The sequence below is a fragment of the Rhizobium ruizarguesonis genome, from assembly GCF_017357285.1.
GTDB classification, from domain to species: Bacteria; Pseudomonadota; Alphaproteobacteria; order Rhizobiales; family Rhizobiaceae; genus Rhizobium; species Rhizobium ruizarguesonis.
The window spans coordinates 3920868-3944315 of the sequence record NZ_CP071678.1; the positions used below are offsets into that span (position 1 = coordinate 3920868).

Genomic DNA, 23448 nt, shown 5'->3' on the forward strand with positions numbered 1-23448 from the left:
AGAGACTACCCTGTTGTAGAGGATCTTAGGCTGAATCGGCCTGAAGTGCCCTGTATCTCGGTGAAGAAAATAGAACGTGGCAGCCGTCGAACGTGCTTGCACTTTCGGCGTCATGCTCCAGGGACGCCGATATCGGCGGGGAAGAGGCTGTGCCGGTCAGGCGGCGATCGCGCGGTTTCCGAAAACGGCGGTCAGGATCTTGCGGTCGAACGGCTTCAGCAGGAAGTCGGTGGCACCGGCCCGTTTGCCTGCCATCAGCTTCTTCAGATCCGCCTCGACGACGCAGTAATAGATCTTGACCTCTTTGCCGCCCTCCATGGCGCGGATGGCGGCGATGAGGTCGAGCGCGCCTTCCATGCCGGAATCGACGATCAGATATTCCGGCAGCTCCGCCTGGCAGCGCTGCAGCGCCTCGCCGGCGTTGGAAGCTTCGCTGACGAGAAAGTCGAGTTCGGAGAGAATGCGCTTGCCGACCTTGCGGACGATGTCCGAATTATCGGTGATCATGAACCTTTGCATGGCCGCTCCTTTGCCCCCGCATTCGTCGTAGCAGGAGGCCTCTTACAACCCTGGAGAATAGGTCCATCAGGCTAAGGAATCGTTACCGGACGAGCGCAGACACGCGTCCGCGCGCCGAAATCAGGCTGCCGCGGCCACCGCCGTGAACACCAGTTCGTCGGCGCTAGCGCTGTGCTCAAGGGTCATTCCGCACTCCTGCGCCAGAAGCACGGTGTAATAGGGCTGGATCGAATGGGCGTCGATCGCCTCCTCGATGGAGCCTGTCGATATCTCGACGAATTTCGGCGGCAAGCGCATCAGTTTGCCTTTGACCGTGAGCTTGAACCTTGCGTCGAACTCGGGATTTTCGAGCGTTACCTCGAGCACGCCGCCGCGCGGAATGGCGGAATAGGCAACGAGGAAGAGGTTAAGCAGCAGCTTGACACGGTTCTTGGCGACGATGGCGCGCGGTCCGTTCCAGATCACTTCGGTCTTCTTCTCGGCGACGGCGAAATCCTTGGCAGCGCGTTCGGCTTCGCCGGTGTCGATCGAGGCGCCGACGGAACCCGATGCGCCGAAGGCCAGGCGTGCAAATTTCAAGCGGACGGAAGCGTTGAGCGCGCTGGTGCGGATCAGGTCCATCGCATCGGCATCGGCGCCGCCTTCATCGAGGAGCTCCAGCCCGTTATTAATCGCGCCGACGGGCGAGATGACATCGTGGCAAACGCGGCTGCAAAGAAGCGCGGCCAGATCCGGGCCGGACAGGGTAAGATTTGGGTTCTTGGACATCATCGTCTCCTGAGGGGCGGCAATTTCATCGCGCCCGGAATATGCTTCATCAAAATTGCGCGAAGTTTGCGATCGTACTTGGTGCCATAAAGACACCATATTTGGTAAACCGATTGTTAAGATCATCGGGGCAAAATGCACCAATCGCCGCGAGCGTTTGCCCGCTCTCAGCCAAACGACGAACGGATGACACAATGCGCCCTCGATTTCCGCACCGATTCATCGGCTTCTTCAGGTTGCTTTCGACCCTCGTCTTCTCCTCGCTGATGGTTGCCGGGCCGGCTGCCGCCCAGGACAACGGCCAGTACACGATGCAGGAAATCGTCGACGCCGGCCACTCCTTCTTCGGCTCCGCCAGCGGCGGACTTGCCAAGGTCGTCGAGAGTGCCTTCCAGAAATACGGCCTGCCAAACGGCTATATCCTCGGACAGGAAGGCGGCGGCGCCTTCATCGCTGGTCTTACCTATGGCGAAGGCCAGTTGAACACCAAGAACGCCGGCGAACATAATCTCTACTGGCAGGGACCTTCGCTCGGCCTCGATTACGGCGGCCAGGGCTCGCGCGTGATGATGCTGGTCTACGACCTGCCCTCCGTCAACGGCATCTATGCGCGCTTCGGCGGCGTCAGCGGCTCGGCCTATGTGATTGCCGGCTTCGGCATGACCTTGCTCAAGAACAACGACGTGTTGGTCGTGCCGATCCGCACTGGCGTCGGCGCCCGCCTCGGCGTCAATGTCGGCTATCTCAAGATCACCCAGGCGCCGACCTGGAACCCTTTCTGAGGCCGCAAAGCCACTGGAATCTGCCGCCGTTCACACCGGCGGCCTTGCCATGCGTGTCATGCGTGCTTAATCATCGCGGCTGACCCCGTATCAACCTTCTTACCGATGGCCGCGCCGTGATCGAATATGCTCTTTTGTTCGGATTGGGCTTCCTGACCGCGGCCTTCCTCGTCTTTTTGGTCTCGCCCGCCGTTCACCGCCGCATTGTCTGGTATACCGAGAACCGGCTGAAAGCGACGATGCCGCTGAGCCCTCAGGAGGTTCGCGCCCAGAAGGATATGGTGCGTGCGCTCTATGCCGCCGAAAACGCCCGCACGGCCCAGGACCTTCTGCGTGAGCGCGAGAAATCTCTGTCGCTCCAGCTTCGCCATGACGCACTCGCCGTCGATGCCGGCAGGCTTGCCGCCGAGATCGGCGAATTGCAGACCCAGATCGGCGAGATGCATGTCGAGGCCGCCGACCAGCGCTCGCATCTGCGCAAGGACGAGAACTATATCAGCCAGTTAAAGACCAATCTGCATATTTCCGAGCAGTCCGCTGCCAACAAGGACAGCGAACTGGCGACGATGCGGACGCGGCTGAGCAAACTCGGTGAACAGGCCGATGGGCTGAGGATCGACCTGGCTGCGCGCGAGACCGAAGCGGAGAGCCTGAAATTCCGCGTCAACGCGCTGCGCGACGAACGCGACACGCTGCGCCAGGACGTCAGCCTGCTGCAGAAGCGCGCCAAGGATGCCGAACAGAAACTGACGCAACAGCAGCATATGGTGATCCGCCTGGAGGATAAGGCCGCGCGCGAGAGCGCTTCCGCCACCGAAAAGGAAACCCTGGTCGTTCGCCGCCAGCAGGAGATCGCCAAATTGAAGGAGCAGTTGAAGGCCGCTAACGCCGAGATCCGCAAGGTCAACCGGGTGTTGCGCGACGCCGGCCTTGCCGGGATGGTCGCGGAGCTGCCGGCGGAAATGATGGCCGAAGACACGACCGCATCCGCGCTCGACACCGCCGCCGTCACGGCCGAGATGGGCGAGGATGTCCGCAAGCGCAGCGCCGCCCTTACCGAGCGCCTGCAAAAGGCAAAGGCCGTAACCGGGCGCGATGGCGCGATCCGCGAGGAGATCGCCTCGATCGCCGCCAATATGGTGGCGCTGACCGCACTCAACGAGGGACCTTCCTCGCCGATCCGCACGCTGCTCGTAGATGCCGCGGAAAAGAACCCCAACGATCGCGTCAGCCTTGCCGACAGGGCAGCGGCGATCATCGCCGATCCCCCGCGCTGACGCCTTTAGCGCGGCGCGCGTCGGATAGGACGAGCGGCGCCTCATCATTTTGAATTGGCACAATTCCAAAAATCAATGCCGATTTTCGGGCGTATAGGCTAGATCCGCCCCATCGCGGAGGCCATGGAAAACAGCGCGATCCCTGTCGCCGTCGCGGCGTTGAGACTGTCGAGTTCCTCCGACTGTGGAATGCGCGCGCTCTGGAAGCGCGCAAGCAGCGCCTCCGGCAACCCCTCGCCCTCGGTGCCGACGACGAGCGCCATGCGCATTGAAGCCGGAATGGCGCGGATATCGGTCTTGCCGTGTGGCGAAAGCGTCCAGATGGCAAAGCCCCGCTCGGCAAGCGCCAGGAGCACATCCAAGGCCTTGCCGCCACGCCGGTGCGGAACACTCAGCACCGAACCGACCGAGACACGCAACGCCTTGCGGTAGAGTGGATCACAGGAGGTTTCGTCGAGCAGCACCGCATCCGCTCGGAAGGCGGCCGCATTTCGGAACATCGAGCCGGCATTGTCGTGATTGGAAATGCCGCAACCGATGAGCACCAGCGCCCGTTCCGGCAGCGCGTCGAGAAGTGCCGCCTCCCCGCGATCCTCCCGCCGGCCGAGCGCAAGAACGCCGCGATGCAGATGGAAACCGACGACGCTATCGAGCACATCCGCCCCGGCGACATAGACCGGCACATCGGCCGGAAACCGCTCCAGGATCGGCAGGACGCCCTCGACGCGGTTGCGCAGCAGCAGGATCTTCTCGGCGAAAAAGCCGCGGCCTGCCGCATGCGCCTCGGCGAGCATGCGTAGCACGACGGTGCCCTCGGCGATGAAGCGGTTCTCTCGGCCCGTCAGGTCGCGCTCGCGGATCTCGCGGAATTCAGCGACGCGTGGATCGTCGGCGCTGTCGATGTCGATCGGAACGGCGGCCATGCCGGCCTCAATTGCCCGCGACAGTGACGTCGGCAACGGTGCGGCCGGTCCTGAGATCGTAGACCAGCGCCTTGTTCTTGCCCTCGACCGTTTCACCGTAGAACAAGATCTGCCCTGATGAAAACGATGTGGACTGCACCTTGAAGCCGGACGGCAGGGAAACGGTCGCCGCAAGCGGCGCATCCGACGGCACGCCGGAGGCGGCAACAGCGGATGCCGTCTCCTTCGGCTCGCTGTGCATCGCCTTGTAGACAACGGCGCCGAAGACCGCCATAAGGCTCACGAACATGATGGCGCCGGATACGATCTGCAGGCGGACCATCTTGCGCCGGACACTTTCCATCGCCGGATCAAGGGGCTTCTCTTCCTGGTCGTCTGGCTCGATTGCTGTCATCTGTGCGTCCCGTTCTAAAAAAATACGTCGGAGAAGAAGCGTCTTGAGCGACCCCTTTAAACAAGCAGCCGGCAATAGAAAAGTCCTGACCGCCGATGAAAGCGCCGAAGGCCGGCTGGACGCCTGGCTGACGGGGCAGGTCGGCGAGGAATTTTCGCGCAGCCGCATCAAGACGCTGATTAAGGACGGCCAGGTTTTTCTGCGCGGCGAACCCGTCACCGACCCACAGCGCAAGGTGCGCAGCGGCGATAGCTTCGAGATCACGCTGCCCGAGCCGGAAGACCCCACGCCGCAGGGCGAAGACATCCCGCTCGATATCCTCCATGAGGATGATGACGTCATCGTCATCTCCAAGCCTTCCGGTCTCGTCGTCCATCCCGGTCCTGGCAACTGGACAGGCACGCTGGTCAACGCGCTGATCCACCATTGCAGCGATACGCTCTCCGGCATCGGCGGGGTGCGCCGCCCCGGGATCGTCCACCGTCTCGACAAGGACACGACAGGCGTCATGGTCGTCGCCAAGAACGACATTGCCCATCGCCACCTCTCGCTGCAATTTGCCGACCATGGCCGCACTATGCCGCTGGAGCGGGCCTACCAGGCAGTCGTCTGGGGCCGGCCGCGCTCGCTGACAGGCACGGTCGACGCGCCACTTGGCCGCGCCGCCGGCGACCGCACGCGTCGCGCCGTCAAGCGCCCCGACAGTCAGGACGCCGACGAGGCGATCACGCATTACCAGGTGATTGAGCGCTTCCATGAGAAGCCGGATGCGACCGCGTTCGCCTCGCTGGTCGAGTGCCGCCTCGAAACCGGCCGCACCCATCAGATCCGTGTCCATATGGCCCATATCGGCCATCCGCTGCTCGGCGACACGGTTTACGGCGCCGGCTTCAAGACCAAGGCCAATCTCCTGCCGGAAGAGATCCGCAAGATCGTCAACGGTTTTGGCCGCCAGGCGCTGCATGCCTTCATGCTGCAGTTCGAGCATCCCCGCACCGGCGAACTCATGCATTTCGAGGTGCCGCTGCCGGATGATATGGTCGAACTGATCGAAGCGCTGCGGCGATAAAGGCGGCTCCGAAATGTCGCCTGCCCGCCTCACACCTGCGTGAGCGGCATCTTGAACCGCTGTTTCGCCACACTTATCTGTACATTGACTTAGTGCGGGCTCGGAGAGAGCCGCACGTCCCGGTTTGCCTTTTTTAACGCGAGGATGCGTTTCCATCGGGAACCGGAATTCACTTTAGGAGGGTGCACTATGGCCCGAAATACCTTGCCGTCCATTACCGCCGGCGAAGCCGGTCTCAATCGTTACCTCGACGAAATCCGCAAGTTCCCGATGCTGGAGCCGCAGCAGGAATACATGCTCGCCAAGCGTTATGCCGAGCATGGCGACCGCGACGCTGCCCACAAGCTCGTCACCAGCCATCTTCGCCTCGTCGCGAAGATTGCGATGGGTTATCGTGGCTATGGCCTGCCGATCGGCGAAGTCGTCTCCGAGGGCAATGTCGGCCTGATGCAGGCCGTCAAGAAGTTCGATGCCGAGCGCGGCTTCCGCCTGGCCACCTATGCCATGTGGTGGATCAAGGCCTCGATCCAGGAATATATCCTGCGCTCGTGGTCGCTGGTGAAGATGGGCACGACTGCCAACCAGAAGCGCCTGTTCTTCAATCTGCGCCGGCTGAAGGGACGCATCCAGGCAATTGATGACGGCGATCTGAAGCCGGAGCACGTCTCGGAAATCGCCACCAAGCTGAACGTCTCGGAGGAAGAGGTCATTTCGATGAACCGCCGCCTCTCCGGCGACGCCTCGCTGAACGCGCCGATCAAGGCAGCCGAAGGTGATGGCGGCCAGTGGCAGGATTGGCTGGTGGACGACCATGACAGCCAGGAAGACGTGCTGATCGAACAGGACGAACTCGACACTCGCCGGCGCATGCTGGCGAAAGCGATGAGCGTGCTGAACGAGCGCGAACGCCGCATCTTCGAGGCTCGCCGCCTCGCCGAGGATCCGGTGACCCTGGAAGACCTTTCGACCGAGTTCGACATCAGCCGCGAACGCGTCCGACAGATCGAGGTCCGCGCCTTCGAAAAGGTGCAGGACGCCGTGCGCAAGGAAGCCCTGGAACGCGCCAAGGCCGTCCGCGTCGTCGAAGCGACGGCATAAACCTGCCGCATGATAGAATTGAAGAAGGCGGGCCTTGCGGCCCGCCTTTTCTTTTCATTGATCTCTGCTGCACCCCGGTCCGTTACCGGCAACACCGGCATTCCCGGAAAAGCCATCATTGGCTCGTCGAGACATCCCCAAGTGCGGTCCACTCCTTGATCGCGGTATTGAAGGCGTCCGTCCCCGTACCACCCTTCTCCATCGTCAGCAGCGCGCGGCGGCCGTTGCGGTAAGTAATCGGAATATCGATCCAATTGCGGGTCGACATCAGGTCGAGATTGGCCTTGCGCGCATCCGGATAGTCGTTGAGCGCGATCATGTGGAAATCGTCGGTGATCTTGGCTGGAACCGCAATCAGCGCATCGCCGCGATCCTGTTCCGTGCGCTTCATCGAGATGCGCTGGACGCTGTCGATGCTGCCGCCTTCAAAATTCGGCGGCACCGAGAAGACGATCTCGACCAGATGGCTTGCCGGCAGCGACGGATCGGAATTGCGTTTGAAGGTGACGAGCGCCGAGAGATTGCGCTCGGGAACGGTAACGTTGCCCTGCACTGTCGCCTCCTGCCGGCCGTCCTGGCCGGCCTCGTGCTGCACGCTCCAGACGACCGATCCCTCGATCGCCGTCGGCGAGCTCTGGCCGATGCGCTCCTCATAGAGAAACATCTTTTGCGACGAACCGACAGGTGCGGTCTGCTGCGGCGATGCCACCGGGCCGTTCGGCGTCTGCGTTTCGGCGGGTGCCGCATCGCCCTGCGCGCTGGCAGGCGGCGTGTCTGCTGCCGCGACATTCTGTTCGGCGACCGATTTTCCTTCCGCGGTCGGTGTTCCCGGCACAGTTGCCGGTCCGCTGTCGACCTCGGTCCCATCGGTCAGCAGCCGTTGGGTGAATTTCGAATTGGCCGCAGCGCCGTCATTGTTCATTGACGCTACCTGCGGGTTCGGGTTCGGGTTCGGCTGCGCCGGCGTCGCTGGGGTATTCTGCGCTCCTGGTGTGGTCGGCTGGGCTGGCGTCACCGCGCCCGGCTGCACGGGCGTCGCGGAACCAGCCGGCGGCGTTGCCGCCTCGTTCCTGGTCGCCTGCGACGGTGCCGAGCTGACGAGCCCATCGACCATCGCCACCAGCGCCTCTCTGTTCATCCAGCCGGCATAGGCGCCGCCACCGATCAGGATGAGTGCGAAGATGAGCGTGATCACGGTACCGATACCAAAGCGGCGGCGCTTCGGCTCCATACGGAAATTCTTGCCCTGCATCTTGGAGGCAACAATCTGATCGATATCCATTGCCGGATTGGCGTCATCGTCGTCAGCGGCGACCGAGCCGCGGCGGTCGTAGCCGCGCAGCGCCTTCGCCTCTCGCCAGTCCTCGCTCGGCGCGCCGCCAGCAGGCGCCGGCTTGCCGTTGTGCACTTCCGCGAAGATATCGACATCGTCGAAATGCGAGGCAACCGGCGTCTTCTTATTGGTGCCTGCCTCGATCGGCGGCAGATCGTCGAAGGCGGCCGTCTCCCAGGAGAAACTTTCCTTGGCGGCCGGCATGACGGCCGCGGGGGCCACTTTTTCGAGGCTCGATATCACCTCCTCGAAGGCGCGCGCCGAGGCATCGGCAGTAATCGGCGCCGGCGCCGTCTCCGAATATTGCCGGAGTTCCTCTTCGGCCCATTCGGTCTCCGCATCCTTGGGCGGCGGAGCCGGCGTTTCGGCAACGGGCTCGGCCCAGACCGGTTCGAAATGCGCCGCGGCGTCGGCCTGCAACGGCTCCTCGCGGCTGTGCTCGACGAACTCCTGCGGACGATCGAAATCGGCGACCGGCTCCACCAGCCGGTTGGATGCATGGTCTATGCCGCGGGTGGTCGGCTGCAACGGCTCAACGGGCTCGTAAGCCTCCTCGGCCTCCGGCTCCCCGCTTTCCACCGCCGCCGGTTCGGCCGCGATCTCTTCGGCTTCCACGGGATGCTGCTCGTCAGCACGGTCTTCGTCGGCTTGCTCGCTGCGATGCTCGGCAGGCGCCTCCCAGCCGTCATGTTCGGCGGGCACATCTTCGGCAGCGACGTCGCGCGCCTCACTGGCATGCCATTCCTCGGCCGGCGCTTCCTCCTCATGCGAGGGGTGCCAGTATGTCTCGGCGGGACCGGATGTCTCCGGCAAAACCGCTGTCTCTGCGACAACAGGGATTTCGGCGGGAACAGGTTCTTCCGCGGAAAGGGGCTCCTCGGCAGCGACCTCTTCCTCAGCTTCCTCTGGCGCGGCGGCTTCCACGTGATCGGGCTCGTCGGCGGCCTCGGCCGCCTGCGGTTCCGCATAGGCTTCGTAGACCGGTTCCTCGACAACCGTCTCCGGCGTCGACGCCGGGTCGCTTTCGTCGGGAACCGCTTGTTCTTCGAAGGATTCCGACGCGGTGACGGCCGCAATCGGCTCATCGAGCGGCATCGCCTCGGAATGTTCGCCTTCCACTTCGCGGATGGCGGCCTCGAGCTTTTCGAGCTGGCGTTGCAGCATGGCTTCCGGCGGACGCGGCTTCATGTTCTCGAGCTGCCGCTGCACTGCGCCGCGGGCACGTTCGTAGACTTTCACCCGCATCTCAGGGGTATTTTCAGCCAGGCCGTCGACGGCCCGCCGAATGACTGCAATAAAATCCGCCATTAGTACTTTCTCAAGAAGTCCGGCACTCTACCGAACCATCCTCCACAGTGACCCGTGAGCTTAATCCTCAAACGGATCGGTCACAAGTATGGTGTCATCCCGCTCCGGGCTGGTGGACAGGAGCGCGACAGGCGCCCCGATCAGCTCTTCGACCTGGCGAACATATTTGATCGCCTGTGCCGGCAGATCCGCCCAACTGCGGGCGCCGACGGTCGATTCCTTCCATCCCTCCAGCGTGATGTAGATCGGTTCGACCCTAGCTTGCGCTCCCTGGCTTGCCGGAAGATGATCAATCTGTTCGCCGTCGAGCATGTAGCCGACGCAGATCTTCAATTCCTCGAGGCCGTCGAGCACGTCGAGCTTGGTGAGCGCGATGCCGGTGATGCCATTGGTGGCGATCGATTGGCGCACCAGTGCAGCGTCGAACCAGCCGCAGCGCCGCTTGCGTCCGGTCACCACGCCGAACTCATGACCTTTTTCGCCAAGGAACTCACCGATCGCATCCTTCAGCTCGGTCGGGAACGGGCCTTCGCCGACGCGCGTCGTATAGGCTTTGGTGATGCCGAGGATATAGCCGAGCGAGCCGGGTCCCATGCCTGAACCGGCTGCTGCCTGACCGGCCACCGTGTTCGACGAGGTGACGAAAGGATAAGTACCGTGATCGATGTCGAGCAGGCTGCCCTGTGCACCTTCGAAGAGGATGCGGGAGCCCTTACGGCGCTCCTTGTCGAGGAAGAGCCAGACGGTATCACGGAACGGCAGCACCCGATCGGCGATCGAAGTCAGCTCTTCCATAATCGCCTGATGGCTGACCTCGGCGACGCCGAGGCCGCGGCGAAGCGCATTGTGATGTGTCAGAATACGGTCGACCTTGCCGGAAAGACTGTCGAGATCGGCAAGATCCATGACGCGGATGGCGCGGCGGCCGACCTTGTCTTCATAGGCCGGACCGATGCCGCGGCGCGTCGTGCCGATCTTGGTGCCGCTGTTCGACGCAGCATCCTCGCGCATCGCGTCGAGCTCGCGGTGCAGCGACAGAATGAGCGTCGCATTGTCTGCAATGCGCAGATTGTCAGGCGTAACCGTCACGCCCTGCGCCTCCAGCCGGCCAATCTCGGCGATCAGCGCATGCGGATCGACGACGACACCGTTGCCGATGACGGCCATCTTGCCCGGGCGCACGACGCCGGACGGCAAGAGCGAGAGCTTATAGCTGGTGCCGTCGATGACGAGCGTATGGCCGGCATTGTGTCCGCCCTGATAGCGCACAACGATATCAGCACGCTCCGAAAGCCAGTCGACAATCTTGCCCTTGCCTTCGTCACCCCATTGCGAACCGACCACGACTACGTTCGTCATCCAACTCTTCCTGTTACCGGCGCGGAACCGCGCACCTGCTCAAACCCGCGCATCTATAAAGCTTTGTTTTTTGGAAAGCGACCCTGTTGTCACAGCAGATTGGGCTTTTTACGTGACAAATCAGCAGCCGACAGGCTATTTCCCCTCACAAAACGCCGCACGGCGATCGCGGAAAGACGGAAGAACGCTCTTGCAAGCCACGGCCTATATCTGCCTCGTTATCGCCACCCTCTGCTGGGGTGGCAACTCCGTCGCCGGCAAACTCGCGCTCGGGCATATCAGTCCGATGATGCTGACCTTCCTGCGCTGGTTCCTCGCTGTGGCGGTGATCGCCGTGATTTCGGTACCGCAACTGCGGAAGGACTGGCCGATCGTCAGGAAGAACCTGCCGCTGCTCCTCTTCTACGGCGTCATCGGCTACACCCTTTTCAACGCCATGCTTTATTCGGCTGTGCAATATACGACAGCGATCAACGTCGCCATCGAGCAGGCCGGCATCCCAATGCTGATCTTCCTGCTGAATTTCATGTTCTTCCGTACCGGCATCTCGCTGGCGCAATGTCTCGGCTTCGGCATGACGCTGATCGGCGTCGCCCTGACCGCTGCGCATGGTGACCTCTCAACGCTGCTGCAACTCGGCCTCAACCGCGGCGACGGGCTGATGCTGATCGCCATTGCCGCCTATTCGGTCTACACGATCTTCCTGCGCTGGAAGCCGCCGCTCGACTGGCGCACGTTGATGGCGGTCCCGGCGCTCGGCGCCATGCTGACCTCGCTGCCGCTGCTCCTTTGGGAGGCCGGCCGTGGCGCTGCGCAGTGGCCAGACCAGGCCGGCTGGGTCATCACTCTCTACACGGCGATCTTCCCATCGCTGGTGGCGCAGATCCTTTATATCAAGGGCGTCGTGGCAATCGGCGCCAACCGGGCCGGCTTGTTCATCAATCTCGTGCCGGTGTTCGGAACGCTGCTCTCCGTCGCGCTGATCGGCGAGCAGCTGCAGTCGTTCCATGTGATCGCGCTGGTGCTGACCTTGGGCGGCATCGCGATCGCCGAAAAGGGCCGGCCGAAAGCTTCGGCACAAACCGTGCCCGCCTCACCCGTGGATTAGAGCCTAACCGAGTTCCAGCGTTGTCACGCCGAAGACGTGCTTCAGCGGGATGGCCGGCGCCGGCCCGCGATACATGCGTGTCGTCTCGAACACCGGTTGAAGACCGAGCCCTTCGGCAAGCGCGACTGCCTCGTGGTTCGCCGTGGGAATATCAATGAAGACCACGGCCCCCTTCGCCTCGGGGATCAATTCGGCAAGCAGCGCTGCGGCGCTGTCGGCATCGTTGGCAAAGAGCGGGCCGATCTTGTAGCCCTCGTAGCAGCGGCGGATCGTGCCGTAACCGCGGATCTTGCCGCTCTTGCGCACCACCGCCGAACGGCGACCCTTGCGACCGGTGCACCAGGAGGTGAGGAAGGCATCCCGCGGCTGCGGAAAAATCGCCGAATCATAGCGCTGCAATCCCTCGAGACGCGAATCCAGCACCGGTTGCGCGACAAGCGTCGAGACAGGCAAGGAGTTGGCGACGCCGCCGTAGCGAATGGTGGAATAGGCGGGTTCGAAGCCGGCCTTGCGATAGTTGTCCTGCTGTGCGGCGACGCCGTCAAGACCGATCGTGCGGTCTCCCGCACTGGCGATGCCTGCCGCCCAGATCGCCTTGCCGTAACCCTTGCCGCGGAAATCGGGATGGACGATGTAGAGGCCCAGGAAGGCAAAACTCTCGCCATATTTGACGACCGAGATCGAGCCGACGGGGACTTCACCGATAGAGCCGACGAAAAATCCTGATGGATCGGCCTCGAGGAACGCAAGCGAATCGTCGAGGCCGGGGTTCCAGCCCTCCTGACGCGCCCATTCGAGCACGAGTTCCAGTTCGCCGGGCCGCATCGAACGAACGGCAAATTCCGAATTCATGCGACCTTCCCAGATTGAATGTCCCGCAAGTCCATCCCGGCAACGGCAAAGCAATTGTCAGGTCCCAGCTCCCCGATTGCACCTGCGAATGATGGAGAGCCGCGTTCATGGACTTGATGACGCGTATAATCATTTTTCGATGCAATGCAGAAATCTTCGTTTCCGCATTACCATGAAACAATGCCGTTGCAAGCTCAAGAAAATTACTTGCGCGCCAATTATCTTCCTGCCGATGCGAATAAAATGACGCGCCGAAAAAATAGCGCCTGCGCGATTTGAACGGCGAGGAGAGCATTTCGGCAGAAAACACCTCCGCGACCCGGCAAGGACGTTGTTGCAACCAGGCACGACGACGGCCACCCGCTGACGAATCAGCCGGTTCAGCTGCCCATCGCGGTCCTCTGCTTTTCAATCCCGCTCGTTATCGATGAGAAAAGACGTCCTGTCTCGGCCGCCGGTGCGGGATAGCCGAACGCGTAACCCTGCAGGCCGTCGCAACCGAGTTGCGCCAGCACGACGGCATGCGCCTCGGTCTCGATGCCCTCGGCGATCACCTCGACATCGAGTGCCTTGGCGATTTCCACGATCGAACCCACCACCCGCCGCTGCTCGGCAGAGCTGACAACTTCGGTGACGAGCTGCCGGTCGATCTTGAGCCGCTTCGGCCGCAGCTTGACGAGACCGATGAGCGAGGCATGGCCCGATCCGAAGTCGTCGATCTCGATATCGATGCCCATCTGTTTGATATCGCCGATATGATCGAGCAGTTTTTCGTCGCTGTCGTCGAGGAAAATCGTCTCCACCAGTTCGAAGACGATCACGCCGGGCGGGATATCGAGTTTCCTCAGCTTGTCGAGCAGCGCCGGATCAGCAAGACGCGACGCCGAGATATTGACGGCGATGCGCGGTACCGCAAGGCCGCGCAACAGCCAGAACAGCCGGTCTTCGAGAACGTTTTTCAGGATCGCCGCGTCGATCTCCGCCGCAAGTCCGTGCTCATCGGCGATCTTCAGGAATACCCCCGGGGCGAGCACGCCTTTCTCGGGATGTTTCCAGCGCGCCAGCGCCTCGAAGCCGATGACTTCCCGCGTCCGGGCGTCGAGCTGCACCTGATAATAGGGAACGATCTCGCCGCGCTCCAGCCCAAGCTTCAGCTCTTCGGCGAGACGACGCTTGGAGCGCAGATCCTCCTGCAGTTGCCGCGTGAAGAATTCGACGCGATTCCGCCCGAGCTTCTTGGCCTGGTAGAGCGCCAGGTCGGATTCGGCAAGCAAGTTGCGAGCCCGCCGATCGCCGCTCCAGGAAACGCCGATCGAGGCGCCGGATTGCAGCATCTCTTGGCCGAAGCGGATCTTCTTCCGCAGCCGGCGCTGGAGATCCTCGGTGATCAGCTTCAGCTCAGTGAGATCGGTGAAATTGACCAGCACGATGACAAACTCATCGCCGCCAACGCGGGCAACCATACCATTTACAGGAATGGCAGCGGTGATGCGAAGGGCTGCGGCCCTGAGAACGACGTCGCCTGCCGCATGACCGTGGCTGTCGTTGATCTGTTTGAACTGGTCGAGGTCGAGATGCAGGACCGCGAGCGTCGTGATGCTCTTGTCGGCAGGCAGTTCCGCCAGCCGCTTGTCGAGAAGGCGCCGGTTCGGCAGGCCGGTGAGATAGTCGTGATCGGCGACATGCTCGATGCGCGCATTGCTTTCCTCGAGCGCCAGCGCCCGCGCCTCGGCCACCACCTTCTGCCGCGCCAGCTCCCCGTTGAGCAGTACGTCGGCCGTCACATCCCATTCGGCGCCGATGAAGGAGGGCAGCCCCCCCGCATCGACATAGAAATGCGCTCGCGAACGCAAATGACGGATTTCGCCGCTCGGCAGCACGATTCGGAATTGTGAGTTATAGGCGCCGCGCGTCGCGATCGCCTGCTCGAAGTCGCGTTCGGCCCGCTCGCGATCATCGGGATGGATGGCATTCGACCAGAGCGATGCCGCCACCAGCCGGCAGGTCTCGCCAGTCTCGTAAAGGCGATGCATCTGTGCATCCCACAAGATCCCGTCCTGCTCGATGCTGTGCTCCCAGACACCAATCTGGGATGCATCGAGAGCGAGTTCGAGCCGACGCAGAAGATCCTGAAACTCTCGTTCGGATCGTGTGGCTTTGTTCTCTGGCAACGCGGTCCCAGCCTTAGAAGCTTACATAACGGCAATATGGTCTCAGGCCGCCATTAATGAAGCCTTGTCTTGACCACCGAACTAATGACTAGGTGAACTGTTCGTTACGACTTTCCCTTTTTGGATCAAAGGGCTTGCAGTCGACGGCAGCTTCAAGATCAGTGGTTGTGCCGCGGCGGATTTTTCGCGATCTGGCGGAATTCCGCCGCTCCCTCCAGCACCGCACCATCCGACAACTGCGTAACCGAGCGGCGGTAGATCTGCTGCCACGGCGTCGCATCCGCCGGCACCGGCGGGATGCCGTCGCCTTTACGCCGTTCGATCTCGGCGTCATCGACCAGCATGTCGCAGCGCCCGTGGTTGAAGTCGATGCAGATCACATCGCCGGTACGAAGCCAGGCGAGGCCGCCGCCGGCGGCACTTTCCGGCGAGGCGTTGAGGATCGAGGGACTGTCTGCCGTGCCCGATTGGCGGCCATCGCCGATCGTCGGCAGGCTGCGGATGCCGCGCTTCAGGAGATGATCCGGCGGCTGCATGTTGACGACCTCAGCCGAACCAGGCCAGCCGATCGGCCCGGCGCCTCGGATGACGAGGATGGTATTTTCGTCGATGCCGAGTTGGGGATCGTTGATGCGCTTGTGATAGTCCTCGGAACCGTCGAAAACCACCGCTTTGCCCTTGAAGACGCCCTCGTGCCCGGGTTCCTCAAGATAGCGCCGGCGAAAATCCTCCGAGACCACACTCATCTTCATGATCGCGAAATCGAAGAGATTGCCTTTGAGAACGAGGAAGCCCGCCCGCTCCTTCAGCGGCTCGGCGAATGGCTTGATGACCTCGCGGTCGCGTGCTTCCTTACCCTGTAGGTTCTCTGTCATCGTCCTGCCCGTCACCGTGCGACAGTTGCCGTCGAGCTTGCCGGCCTGCAGCAGTTCCCACATGATCGCCGGCGTGCCGCCGGCGCGATGGAAGCGCTCGCCGAGATAGGCGCCCGCCGGCTGGACGTTGGCCAGCAGCGGGATATCGAAACCATGCACCTGCCAGTCGTCGGGATGGAGTTCGACGCCGGCGTGCTTCGCCATCGCAGCCAGATGCGGCTGCGCGTTGGTCGAGCCGCCGATCGCCGAATTGGTGCGGATGGCGTTTAAGAAAGCCTCGCGCGTCAGGATATCCGACGGCTTCAGATCCTCGAACACGATCTCGACGGCACGCCGCCCGGTGCGGTAGGCCATCTGGCCGCGCTCGCGGTAAGCGGCCGGAATGGCGCCGCAGCCGGTCAGCGAAAGGCCGAGCGCCTCGGCCAGCGCATTCATCGTCGAAGCGGTGCCCATCGTATTGCAGTGGCCGACAGAGGGAGCCGAGTCGAGCGCCGCTTGAAGAAACTCTTCCCGATCGATCTCGCCTGCCGCATATTTCCGCCGCATCCGCCAGATCACCGTCCCGGAGCCCGCCAGCTCCCCCTCGTGCCAACCGTCGAGCATCGGCCCTCCGGAGAGCACGATCGCCGGAATATCGACCGTCGAAGCAGCCATGATCGCTGAAGGCGTGGTCTTGTCGCAGCCGGTGGTCAGCACGACACCGTCGAGCGGATAGCCGTAGAGGATTTCGACGAGGCCGAGATAGGCGAGATTGCGGTCGAGTGCCGCCGTCGGGCGCTTGCAATTCTCGAAGATCGGATGCGTCGGAAACTCGATCGGAATGCCGCCGGCGTCGCGGATGCCGTCGCGCACCCGCTTGGCAAGCTCAACATGCACTCTGTTGCAAGGCGTGAGATCGCTGCCGCTCTGGGCAATCCCGATGATCGGCTTGCCGGAGCGCAGCTCTTCCGGCGTGATGCCGTAATTCATGAAGCGCTCGAGATAGAGCGCTGCCATGTCGATATGATCGGGATTGTCAAACCAGTCCTGCGAACGCAGGCGCCGCTTCGGCGAATGGCTGTCCGTCACTGCTTTCCTCCCGGCCGGGCATTCTTCTCCTCGAGATGGAGGAGCAGGCCGCTGTGATCCTTTTCGCCATTGCCATTGGCGACGAATTCGCTGAATTCGGCATGCACCGCCGCCGTCAGCGGCAGCGTCAGCGACAGGGTCTTGGCCGTCTCCATGGCGGCATTCAGATCCTTCAGCTGGTTGCTGGACGAACCGCCTGGGGTAAACTGCCGCTCGACCATGCGCTTGCCGTGCAGTTCGAGGATGCGGCTCTCGGCAAAGCCGCCGCGAATGGCGTCCCGGAAGGCCGCCGGCGAGCCGCCGCCCGCTTCGATCAGCATCATCGCTTCGGCGACGGCGCCGATCGTCACCGCGACGATCTGCTGGTTGGCGAGCTTGGCAAGCTGGCCCGCACCGCTCGGACCGACGCGGGTTACCCGCCCCATCGGCGCAAAGATATCCGCAAGCCGGTCGATCACGTCCTCGTCGCCACCCGCCATGATCGCGAGCGTACCGGCTTCCGCCCCGACGACGCCGCCGGATACCGGCGCATCGACGTGATCGACGCCGCGCTCGGCAAGCCTCGCCGAATGGTCACGGGCGAAATGCGGGGCAATCGAACTCATGTCGATGACGGTAGCACCAGGCGTCATCGCATCGGCCGCGCCACGGTCGAACAACACGTCCTTCACCGCCTCGGCGTTAGTCAGCATGGTGATGACGACATCGGCGCCTGAAACGGCATCCGCCGGTGTTTTCGCGCGAACCGCGCCGTCTCCCGCAAGCGCCTCGGCCTTGCCGGGATCGCGATTCCAGACGGTGACGGCAAAGCCCGCGCCAAGCAGCCGGCGAGCCATCGGCGCCCCCATCAGGCCGGTGCCGAGAAGGGCGATCCGCCTGCCCTCATCACCTTTTCTCGAACCTGTCATTCAGTCCTCCCAACTGTTGTCCGTCTTTGATAGTCCCCTCGCCCACCGTTGCAAACCGTTTTGACGGACGTAACCCATTTTTGTGGTGTGTCCTTAGATGCGGATGATGTCGTCCGAAAACCGCGCCCACTTTTCGGCATCATGCTCTGAAAACGATACGGGCGAGAACCGAAGTTCCCGCCCGATTTACCCGACAAAGGAAGGTTGAATTCCGTTTATTCCGCCGCGAGCCGGATGACCTCCGCCTCTTCTTCCTTGTGTTCGTCCGGCTTGTGCTGGACGAGCGGACGGTTGCCCGTCAACCGCCGCAGCAGCACGTAGAAGACAGGCGTCATGAAGATGCCGAAGAAGGTCACGCCGATCATGCCTGAGAAGACCGCGACACCCATGGCCGCGCGCATTTCCGCGCCGGCGCCAGTGGAGACGACGAGCGGCACGACGCCCATGATGAAGGCGAGCGAGGTCATGAGGATCGGGCGAAGGCGAAGGCGGCTGGCCTCGATCGCGGCCTCCCGCGGTGTCCTTCCCTCGAACTCCAGTTCGCGGGCGAATTCCACGATAAGGATCGCGTTCTTCGCGGATAGGCCGACAAGCACCACCAGACCGATCTGAGTGAAGATGTTGTTGTCTCCACCGGTGAGCCAGACGCCGGTCAAGGCAGCCAGAACACCCATCGGCACGATCATGATGATCGCGAGCGGCAGCGTCAGGCTCTCATACTGGGCAGCCAGCACCAGGAAGACGAGCAGCAGAGCCAGCGGGAAGACGACGATACTGGAGTTACCGGCAAGGATCTGCTGGTAGGTCAGATCCGTCCATTCGAAGTCGATGCCCGCAGGCAGCGTTTCGTGAAGGATCTTCTCGATTGCCGCCTGCGCCTGGCCGGACGAGAAGCCCGGTGCCGGGCCGCCGTTGATGTCGGCAGCGAGGAAGCCGTTGTAGCGGTTTGCACGCTCAGGACCGGTGCTCGGCTCCACCTTCAGAAGGGCCGAAAGCGGGATCATCTCACCCGATGCCGAACGAACCTTCAACTGGCCGATATCTTCCGGCTGGGCGCGGAATTTCGCATCGGCCTGCACACGGACACTGTAGGTGCGGCCGAAAGCGTTGAAGTCGTTCACATAGAGCGAGCCGAGATAGATCTGCAGCGTCTGGAAGACGTCGGTGACGGAAACTCCGAGCTGCTCGGCCTTGGCACGGTCGAGATCGGCGTAGAGCTGCGGCACGTTGATCTGGAAGCTGGAGAACAGCCCGGCGAGTTCAGGCGTCTGATAGGCCTTTGCAAGCACTGCCTTGGTCGCCTCGTCGAGTGCCTGGTTGCCGAGGCCCGCACGATCCTCGATCTGCAGCTTGAAGCCGCCTGTCGTGCCGAGACCATTGACCGGCGGCGGCGGGAACATGGCGATGAAGGCATCCTGGATGACGCCGAACTTCTGGTTCAGCGCCATGGCGATTGCACCACCCGAGAGATCAGGCGTCTTGCGCTCCTCAAAGTCCTTCAACGTCACAAAGACGATGCCGGCATTCGAGGAGTTGGTGAAGCCGTTGATCGACAGGCCTGGGAAGGCGATCGCATTGGCAACGCCCGGCTGCGCCAGCGCGATTTCGGTCATGCGCTTGATGACGTCCTCCGTGCGGTCAAGGCTTGCGGCATCCGGCAACTGGGCGAAGCCGATCAGATACTGCTTGTCCTGCGACGGCACGAAGCCGCCCGGAACCGTGCTGAACAGGCTGTAGGTCGCACCGACCAGTGCCAGATAGATCACCATGACGATGCTCTTGCGCGACAAGAGCCCACCTACACCCTTGCCGTAGGCATTCGAGCCCGCGCCGAAAACACGGTTGAAGCCGCGGAAGAACCAACCGAAGATGGCGTCCATGAACCGCGTCAGCCAGTCCTTCGGCTGATCATGGCCCTTCAGGAGAAGGGCTGCCAGCGCCGGAGACAGGGTGAGCGAGTTGAAGGCCGAGATGACGGTCGAGATTGCGATCGTCAGCGCGAACTGGCGATAAAACTGACCTGACAGGCCGGAGATGAAAGCGAGCGGCACGAAGACCGCGACGAGCACCAGCGCGATCGCGACGATCGGACCGGAGACTTCCTTCATCGCCTTGTAGGTGGCGGCCCGCGGGGACAAGCCTTGTTCGATATTGCGCTCGACGTTTTCGACCACGACGATCGCGTCGTCGACGACGATACCGATCGCAAGCACCAGGCCGAACAGACTGAGCGCGTTGATCGAGAAGCCGAAGACATACATGACCGCGAAGGTGCCGATAATCGATACCGGAACCGCGATCAGCGGGATGATCGAGGCGCGCCACGTCTGCAGGAACAGGATGACGACGAGGACGACGAGCGCAATGGCTTCGAGCAGCGTGTCGATGACCTTCTCGATCGAGGCGCGCACGAATTTCGTCGTATCGTAGACGATCTCGTACTTGACGCCGGCAGGCATGGCGAGCTGCAACTGATCCATGGTCGCGTTCACATTGTCCGCGATTTCGATCGCGTTCGAACCCGGCGCCTGCAGAACAGCAACGGCGACGGCCGGCTTGCCGTCGAGCAGCGAACGCAGGGTGTAGTCCGCAGCACCGAGCTCGATGCGGGCGACATCGCGAAGGCGGGTGATCTCGCCACTGGCGCCCGTCTTGACGATGATGTTGCCAAATTCCTCAGGCGTGCGCAGGCGACCCTGGGCATTGACGTTGAGCTGCAGGTCCACACCGGGCTGGCTTGGCGATGCGCCGATGATACCAGCGGCGGCCTGGATGTTCTGGGAGCTGATCGCGCTGCTGATGTCGCTGGCGGCGAGATTGTGCTCAGCGGCCTTCTGTGGGTCGATCCAGACACGCATGGAATAGTCGCCGGCGCCGAAGACCTGTACCTGACCGACGCCTGCGATGCGGGCGAGCCGATCCTTGATGTTCAGGGTCGCGTAGTTGCGAAGATAGGTGATGTCGTGATCGCCCCCGTCAGAGACGAGGTTGACGACCATGATGAAGTTGGGCGAGCTCTTGACTGTCGTAATGCCGAGCGCGCGGACTTCCGCCGGCAGACGCGGTTCGGCCTGCGAAACGCGGTTCTGCACGAGCTGCTGCGCCTTGTCCGGGTCGGTGCCGAGCTTGAAGGTGACGGTGACGTTGAGCACGCCGTCCGACGTCGCCTGGCTGGCCATGTAGAGCATGCCCTCGACCCCGTTGATCTGCTCTTCGAGCGGCGTCGCCACCGTTTCGGCGATGACGGACGGGTTGGCGCCGGGATAGGTGGCGCGCACGACGATCGACGGCGGCACGACCTCCGGATATTCGGAAATCGGCAGCGCGCGCAGGCCGATCAAGCCGGCAACCAGGATGAGGACCGAAAGAACACCGGCAAAGACCGGGCGGTCGACAAAGAATCTGGAGATGTTCATATCAAAGCCCTCTCCGGGGTGAACATGGATGCAACGTCCCTCTCCGGCGGTTTGGGAGTCGCCGGCGGGTCATATCATTTCGGGTATTGGCCTTCCCCCGGAGGGGAAGGCAAAGTCTTTACTGCGCGGTCGCGACCTTCTCTTCCATCTGAGGTGCGACGACTGCACCTGGACGGATGCGCTGCAGACCGTTGACGACGATCTTTTCGCCGACGTTCAGGCCGCTTTCGACTACACGCTGGCCGTCGGCCAGCGTGCCGAGCTGGACCTGCCGATAGGCGACCTTGTTCTCACCATCGACGACGAAGACGAACTTCTTGTCCTGGTCCGTGCCGACGGCACGGTCGCTGATGACGATCTTGTTCTCGGCCTTCGGCTGACCCATGCGCACCCGCACGAACTGGCCGGGGATGAGACGTCCACCCGGATTATCGAAGACGGCGCGTACGCCGATCGTACCGCTTGATGCATCGACCTCGTTGTCGATCAGCTGCAGCTTGCCCTTGATCGGCGTGCCGCTGTCGGTCAGCGTACCGACCTCGACCGGAATCTGCTCGACGGCAGGCAGGGCGCTATCCGTCTGCGGAAGCTGGGCAAGCGCGCGCGTCACCATCTCTTCGCTGGCATTGAAGCTCGCATAGATCGGATCGACGGAAACGAGCGTCGTCAGCGCCGGCGAGGTCGAACCGGCCGCGACGAGGTTACCGGCGGTCACCTCGATCTTGCCGATGCGGCCGGAAACCGGAGCCCGCACCTGCGTATAATCGAGATCGAGCTGGGCCGACTGCAGTGCGGCCTGCGCCGAACGCAGCCCCGCCTGAGCCTCGGCCAGCGAACTCTGACGCTGATCGAGATCACTCTGGGAGATGGTGCGGTTGTCGGAAAGCCTGCGGCCGCGGTCGAGTTCAGTCTGCGCCAGGCTAACTTTGGCTTCGGCCGAAGCGACCTGGCCTTGCGCCTGCGCCACGCTCGCCTGGTAGAGGGCCGGGTCGATGGTGAAGAGCAGGTCGCCCTGCTTCACCAGCGCCCCTTCACGGAAAGCCACCGACAGGATGGCGCCGGCCACACGGGAACGCACCTGCACACGATCGACGGCTTCCAGACGGCCGGAGAAATTCTCCCAGGCCGTCACATCATGCGCCGCAACGACGGCCACCGTCACCGGCACAGCGGGAGCCTGTGCAGGGGCGGAAGCGGCCGTGGCGGTCGTGCTCATCGGCAATTCGAAAAACAATGCGGCGCCGGACACGGACGCAACAAGGCCTATGCCGGCGCCCACCAGGGCCCAGCGCTTCTTTCTGGACGTCATCGGTACTCTCCTTACGGCTCAAGGCCGCCGAAATATCAGGTCTTCTTCAATGCAATTGCGGTTGAACGCTTACGTCCCGAAGGAAGCTTCCGAAATGGCGGCTGACGTTTTCCTGCCAGTCGGGCGCTCCATCGGATTTCCCACCATAAATCGAGGGCCAGCCCGTCCCGGCGGGAAGGACATGCTGGCGCACACCGACGCCGGCCTGTTTCAGGCGGGCACCGTAACCAATTGTCTCGTCGTGCAGAGGATCGTCCTCGGCAGTGAATATCAACGCCGGCGCGACGCCCGAAATACGAGAACAGAGGCAAGGCGCCGCATAAGGGTGGCAACCGCCGCCGCTCAGATAGTGGCTCCAGCCCTCCGTCCAGCGTTGGCGCATGCCGATGGCTTCGGCCTTGCGGATCGAGGACGTGCCCATGAAGGGATCGAGCAGCGGCGAAATCAGGATCTGGCCGTCGAGCGCGTCCGGCATCTGGTCGCGCGCCTTCAGCGCCACACCGGCGGCGACATTGCCGCCTGCTTCTTCGCCAGCGACGAAGAGCAACGATTTCCGGTCGCCGAGACCGGCGCGTTTGTTGGCGAGATAGGTGAAAACGGAAAAGGAGACTTCCAGCGCTTGCGGGAATAGGTTGCCGGACAGGCTGCTGTAGTCAGCAGCGACGACGATGGCGCCAGCCTTGGCGAGACTCATCGCCACCGGCCGGTCGACGTTCTTGTCGCTATCCAGAAACGCGCCGCCGTGCAGGTAAAGCACAATCGGCGGACCCTTGCCGTAATCGGCGCCCTGGTAGATGCGTGCGGAAACGGGGCCGATGGCCACCTTGTCCAGCATCATATCTTTCCATTCCACCGTCATGCTTCCGGTCTCTTTTGCGTCGGCCACAAGCAGACAACGCCTGCCGCTTGCA

18 protein-coding genes are annotated in these 23448 nt (G+C 62.6%); 5 read left to right on the plus strand and 13 right to left on the minus strand.

The features are described from left to right. Positions 1-156 precede the first annotated feature (156 nt). Positions 157-519, minus strand: coding sequence for a response regulator (locus tag J3P73_RS19395; RefSeq protein WP_003542364.1), 363 nt, complete (start codon positions 517-519; stop codon positions 157-159). A gap of 120 nt (positions 520-639) precedes the next feature. Next, on the minus strand, positions 640-1287 hold the full coding sequence (gene chpT / locus J3P73_RS19400) for a histidine phosphotransferase ChpT (RefSeq protein ID WP_024319370.1): 648 nt from the start codon (positions 1285-1287) through the stop codon (positions 640-642). Between the two features lie 194 nt (positions 1288-1481). Here chpT and J3P73_RS19405 point away from each other — a divergent pair, with 194 nt between their 5' ends. Together J3P73_RS19405 and J3P73_RS19410 are read left to right on the plus strand one after the other, a co-directional pair. Next, positions 1482-2069, plus strand: a complete 588-nt coding sequence (locus J3P73_RS19405; RefSeq protein WP_018073704.1) for a DUF1134 domain-containing protein — start codon at positions 1482-1484, stop codon at positions 2067-2069. 116 nt (positions 2070-2185) lie between these two features. Then, entirely contained in the window at positions 2186-3346 is a 1161-nt protein-coding gene (locus J3P73_RS19410; protein WP_130664999.1) for a coiled-coil domain-containing protein, read from the plus strand. A 98-nt stretch (positions 3347-3444) separates the two neighbouring features. Here the strand turns inward: J3P73_RS19410 and J3P73_RS19415 are convergent, their stop codons facing one another. Further along, positions 3445-4269, minus strand: a complete 825-nt coding sequence (locus J3P73_RS19415) for a TrmH family RNA methyltransferase (RefSeq protein WP_018073702.1) — start codon at positions 4267-4269, stop codon at positions 3445-3447. Positions 4270-4276: 7 nt separating this feature from the next. Then, entirely contained in the window at positions 4277-4663 is a 387-nt protein-coding gene (locus tag J3P73_RS19420; protein ID WP_018073701.1) for a hypothetical protein, read from the minus strand. 43 nt (positions 4664-4706) lie between these two features. On the opposite strand from J3P73_RS19420, the gene J3P73_RS19425 reads away from it, so the two are divergent. Both J3P73_RS19425 and rpoH read left to right on the plus strand, forming a co-directional pair. Further along, on the plus strand, positions 4707-5732 hold the full coding sequence (locus J3P73_RS19425; RefSeq protein WP_018073700.1) for an RluA family pseudouridine synthase: 1026 nt from the start codon (positions 4707-4709) through the stop codon (positions 5730-5732). A 189-nt stretch (positions 5733-5921) separates the two neighbouring features. Continuing rightward, positions 5922-6830, plus strand: a complete 909-nt coding sequence (gene rpoH / locus J3P73_RS19430) for an RNA polymerase sigma factor RpoH (protein ID WP_003542378.1) — start codon at positions 5922-5924, stop codon at positions 6828-6830. Positions 6831-6945: 115 nt separating this feature from the next. Here rpoH and J3P73_RS19435 read toward each other — a convergent pair whose 3' ends face one another. Continuing rightward, positions 6946-9471, minus strand: a complete 2526-nt coding sequence (locus tag J3P73_RS19435; RefSeq protein ID WP_130692499.1) for a hypothetical protein — start codon at positions 9469-9471, stop codon at positions 6946-6948. 60 nt (positions 9472-9531) lie between these two features. Further along, entirely contained in the window at positions 9532-10830 is a 1299-nt protein-coding gene (locus J3P73_RS19440) for an adenylosuccinate synthase (RefSeq protein ID WP_130665003.1), read from the minus strand. Between the two features lie 190 nt (positions 10831-11020). Here J3P73_RS19440 and J3P73_RS19445 point away from each other — a divergent pair, with 190 nt between their 5' ends. After that, on the plus strand, positions 11021-11938 hold the full coding sequence (locus J3P73_RS19445) for a DMT family transporter (RefSeq protein ID WP_064247308.1): 918 nt from the start codon (positions 11021-11023) through the stop codon (positions 11936-11938). A gap of 3 nt (positions 11939-11941) precedes the next feature. Here J3P73_RS19445 and J3P73_RS19450 read toward each other — a convergent pair whose 3' ends face one another. From J3P73_RS19450 to J3P73_RS19480, 7 genes are all read right to left on the minus strand, one after another. Beyond that, positions 11942-12790 (minus strand): GNAT family N-acetyltransferase, encoded by an 849-nt coding sequence (locus J3P73_RS19450; RefSeq protein ID WP_018481715.1) that lies wholly within the window; start codon positions 12788-12790, stop codon positions 11942-11944. Between the two features lie 380 nt (positions 12791-13170). Then, on the minus strand, positions 13171-14961 hold the full coding sequence (locus J3P73_RS19455; protein WP_026171028.1) for a putative bifunctional diguanylate cyclase/phosphodiesterase: 1791 nt from the start codon (positions 14959-14961) through the stop codon (positions 13171-13173). Positions 14962-15119: 158 nt separating this feature from the next. Next, positions 15120-16904, minus strand: coding sequence for an IlvD/Edd family dehydratase (locus J3P73_RS19460; protein WP_018073695.1), 1785 nt, complete (start codon positions 16902-16904; stop codon positions 15120-15122). Next, positions 16901-17812, minus strand: a complete 912-nt coding sequence (locus tag J3P73_RS19465) for an NAD(P)-dependent oxidoreductase (protein ID WP_130662103.1) — start codon at positions 17810-17812, stop codon at positions 16901-16903. Before J3P73_RS19465 ends, J3P73_RS19460 begins: the two co-directional genes overlap by 4 nt. Before the next feature lie 215 nt (positions 17813-18027). Next, positions 18028-21228 carry an efflux RND transporter permease subunit gene (locus J3P73_RS19470; RefSeq protein WP_130662104.1) on the minus strand — a complete coding sequence of 1067 codons (3201 nt, stop codon included), beginning with the start codon at positions 21226-21228 and terminating at the stop codon, positions 18028-18030. A gap of 118 nt (positions 21229-21346) precedes the next feature. Beyond that, on the minus strand, positions 21347-22537 hold the full coding sequence (locus J3P73_RS19475; protein WP_207579686.1) for an efflux RND transporter periplasmic adaptor subunit: 1191 nt from the start codon (positions 22535-22537) through the stop codon (positions 21347-21349). A gap of 46 nt (positions 22538-22583) precedes the next feature. Beyond that, positions 22584-23396 (minus strand): alpha/beta hydrolase fold domain-containing protein, encoded by an 813-nt coding sequence (locus J3P73_RS19480; protein ID WP_018495559.1) that lies wholly within the window; start codon positions 23394-23396, stop codon positions 22584-22586. Positions 23397-23448: the final 52 nt, after the last annotated feature.

What these genes read in the sequence shown, in the direction of transcription:
- J3P73_RS19480 (WP_018495559.1), bottom strand. Translation starts at nt 23,396, where the DNA reads ATGACGGTGGAATGGAAAGATATGATGCTGGACAAGGTGGCCATCGGC.
- J3P73_RS19415 (WP_018073702.1), bottom strand. Translation starts at nt 4,269, where the DNA reads ATGGCCGCCGTTCCGATCGACATCGACAGCGCCGACGATCCACGCGTC.
- chpT (WP_024319370.1), bottom strand. Translation starts at nt 1,287, where the DNA reads ATGTCCAAGAACCCAAATCTTACCCTGTCCGGCCCGGATCTGGCCGCG.
- J3P73_RS19420 (WP_018073701.1), bottom strand. Translation starts at nt 4,663, where the DNA reads ATGACAGCAATCGAGCCAGACGACCAGGAAGAGAAGCCCCTTGATCCG.
- J3P73_RS19465 (WP_130662103.1), bottom strand. Translation starts at nt 17,812, where the DNA reads ATGACAGGTTCGAGAAAAGGTGATGAGGGCAGGCGGATCGCCCTTCTC.
- J3P73_RS19475 (WP_207579686.1), bottom strand. Translation starts at nt 22,537, where the DNA reads ATGACGTCCAGAAAGAAGCGCTGGGCCCTGGTGGGCGCCGGCATAGGC.
- J3P73_RS19395 (WP_003542364.1), bottom strand. Translation starts at nt 519, where the DNA reads ATGCAAAGGTTCATGATCACCGATAATTCGGACATCGTCCGCAAGGTC.
- J3P73_RS19435 (WP_130692499.1), bottom strand. Translation starts at nt 9,471, where the DNA reads ATGGCGGATTTTATTGCAGTCATTCGGCGGGCCGTCGACGGCCTGGCT.
- J3P73_RS19405 (WP_018073704.1), top strand. Translation starts at nt 1,482, where the DNA reads ATGCGCCCTCGATTTCCGCACCGATTCATCGGCTTCTTCAGGTTGCTT.
- rpoH (WP_003542378.1), top strand. Translation starts at nt 5,922, where the DNA reads ATGGCCCGAAATACCTTGCCGTCCATTACCGCCGGCGAAGCCGGTCTC.
- J3P73_RS19440 (WP_130665003.1), bottom strand. Translation starts at nt 10,830, where the DNA reads ATGACGAACGTAGTCGTGGTCGGTTCGCAATGGGGTGACGAAGGCAAG.
- J3P73_RS19470 (WP_130662104.1), bottom strand. Translation starts at nt 21,228, where the DNA reads ATGAACATCTCCAGATTCTTTGTCGACCGCCCGGTCTTTGCCGGTGTT.
- J3P73_RS19450 (WP_018481715.1), bottom strand. Translation starts at nt 12,790, where the DNA reads ATGAATTCGGAATTTGCCGTTCGTTCGATGCGGCCCGGCGAACTGGAA.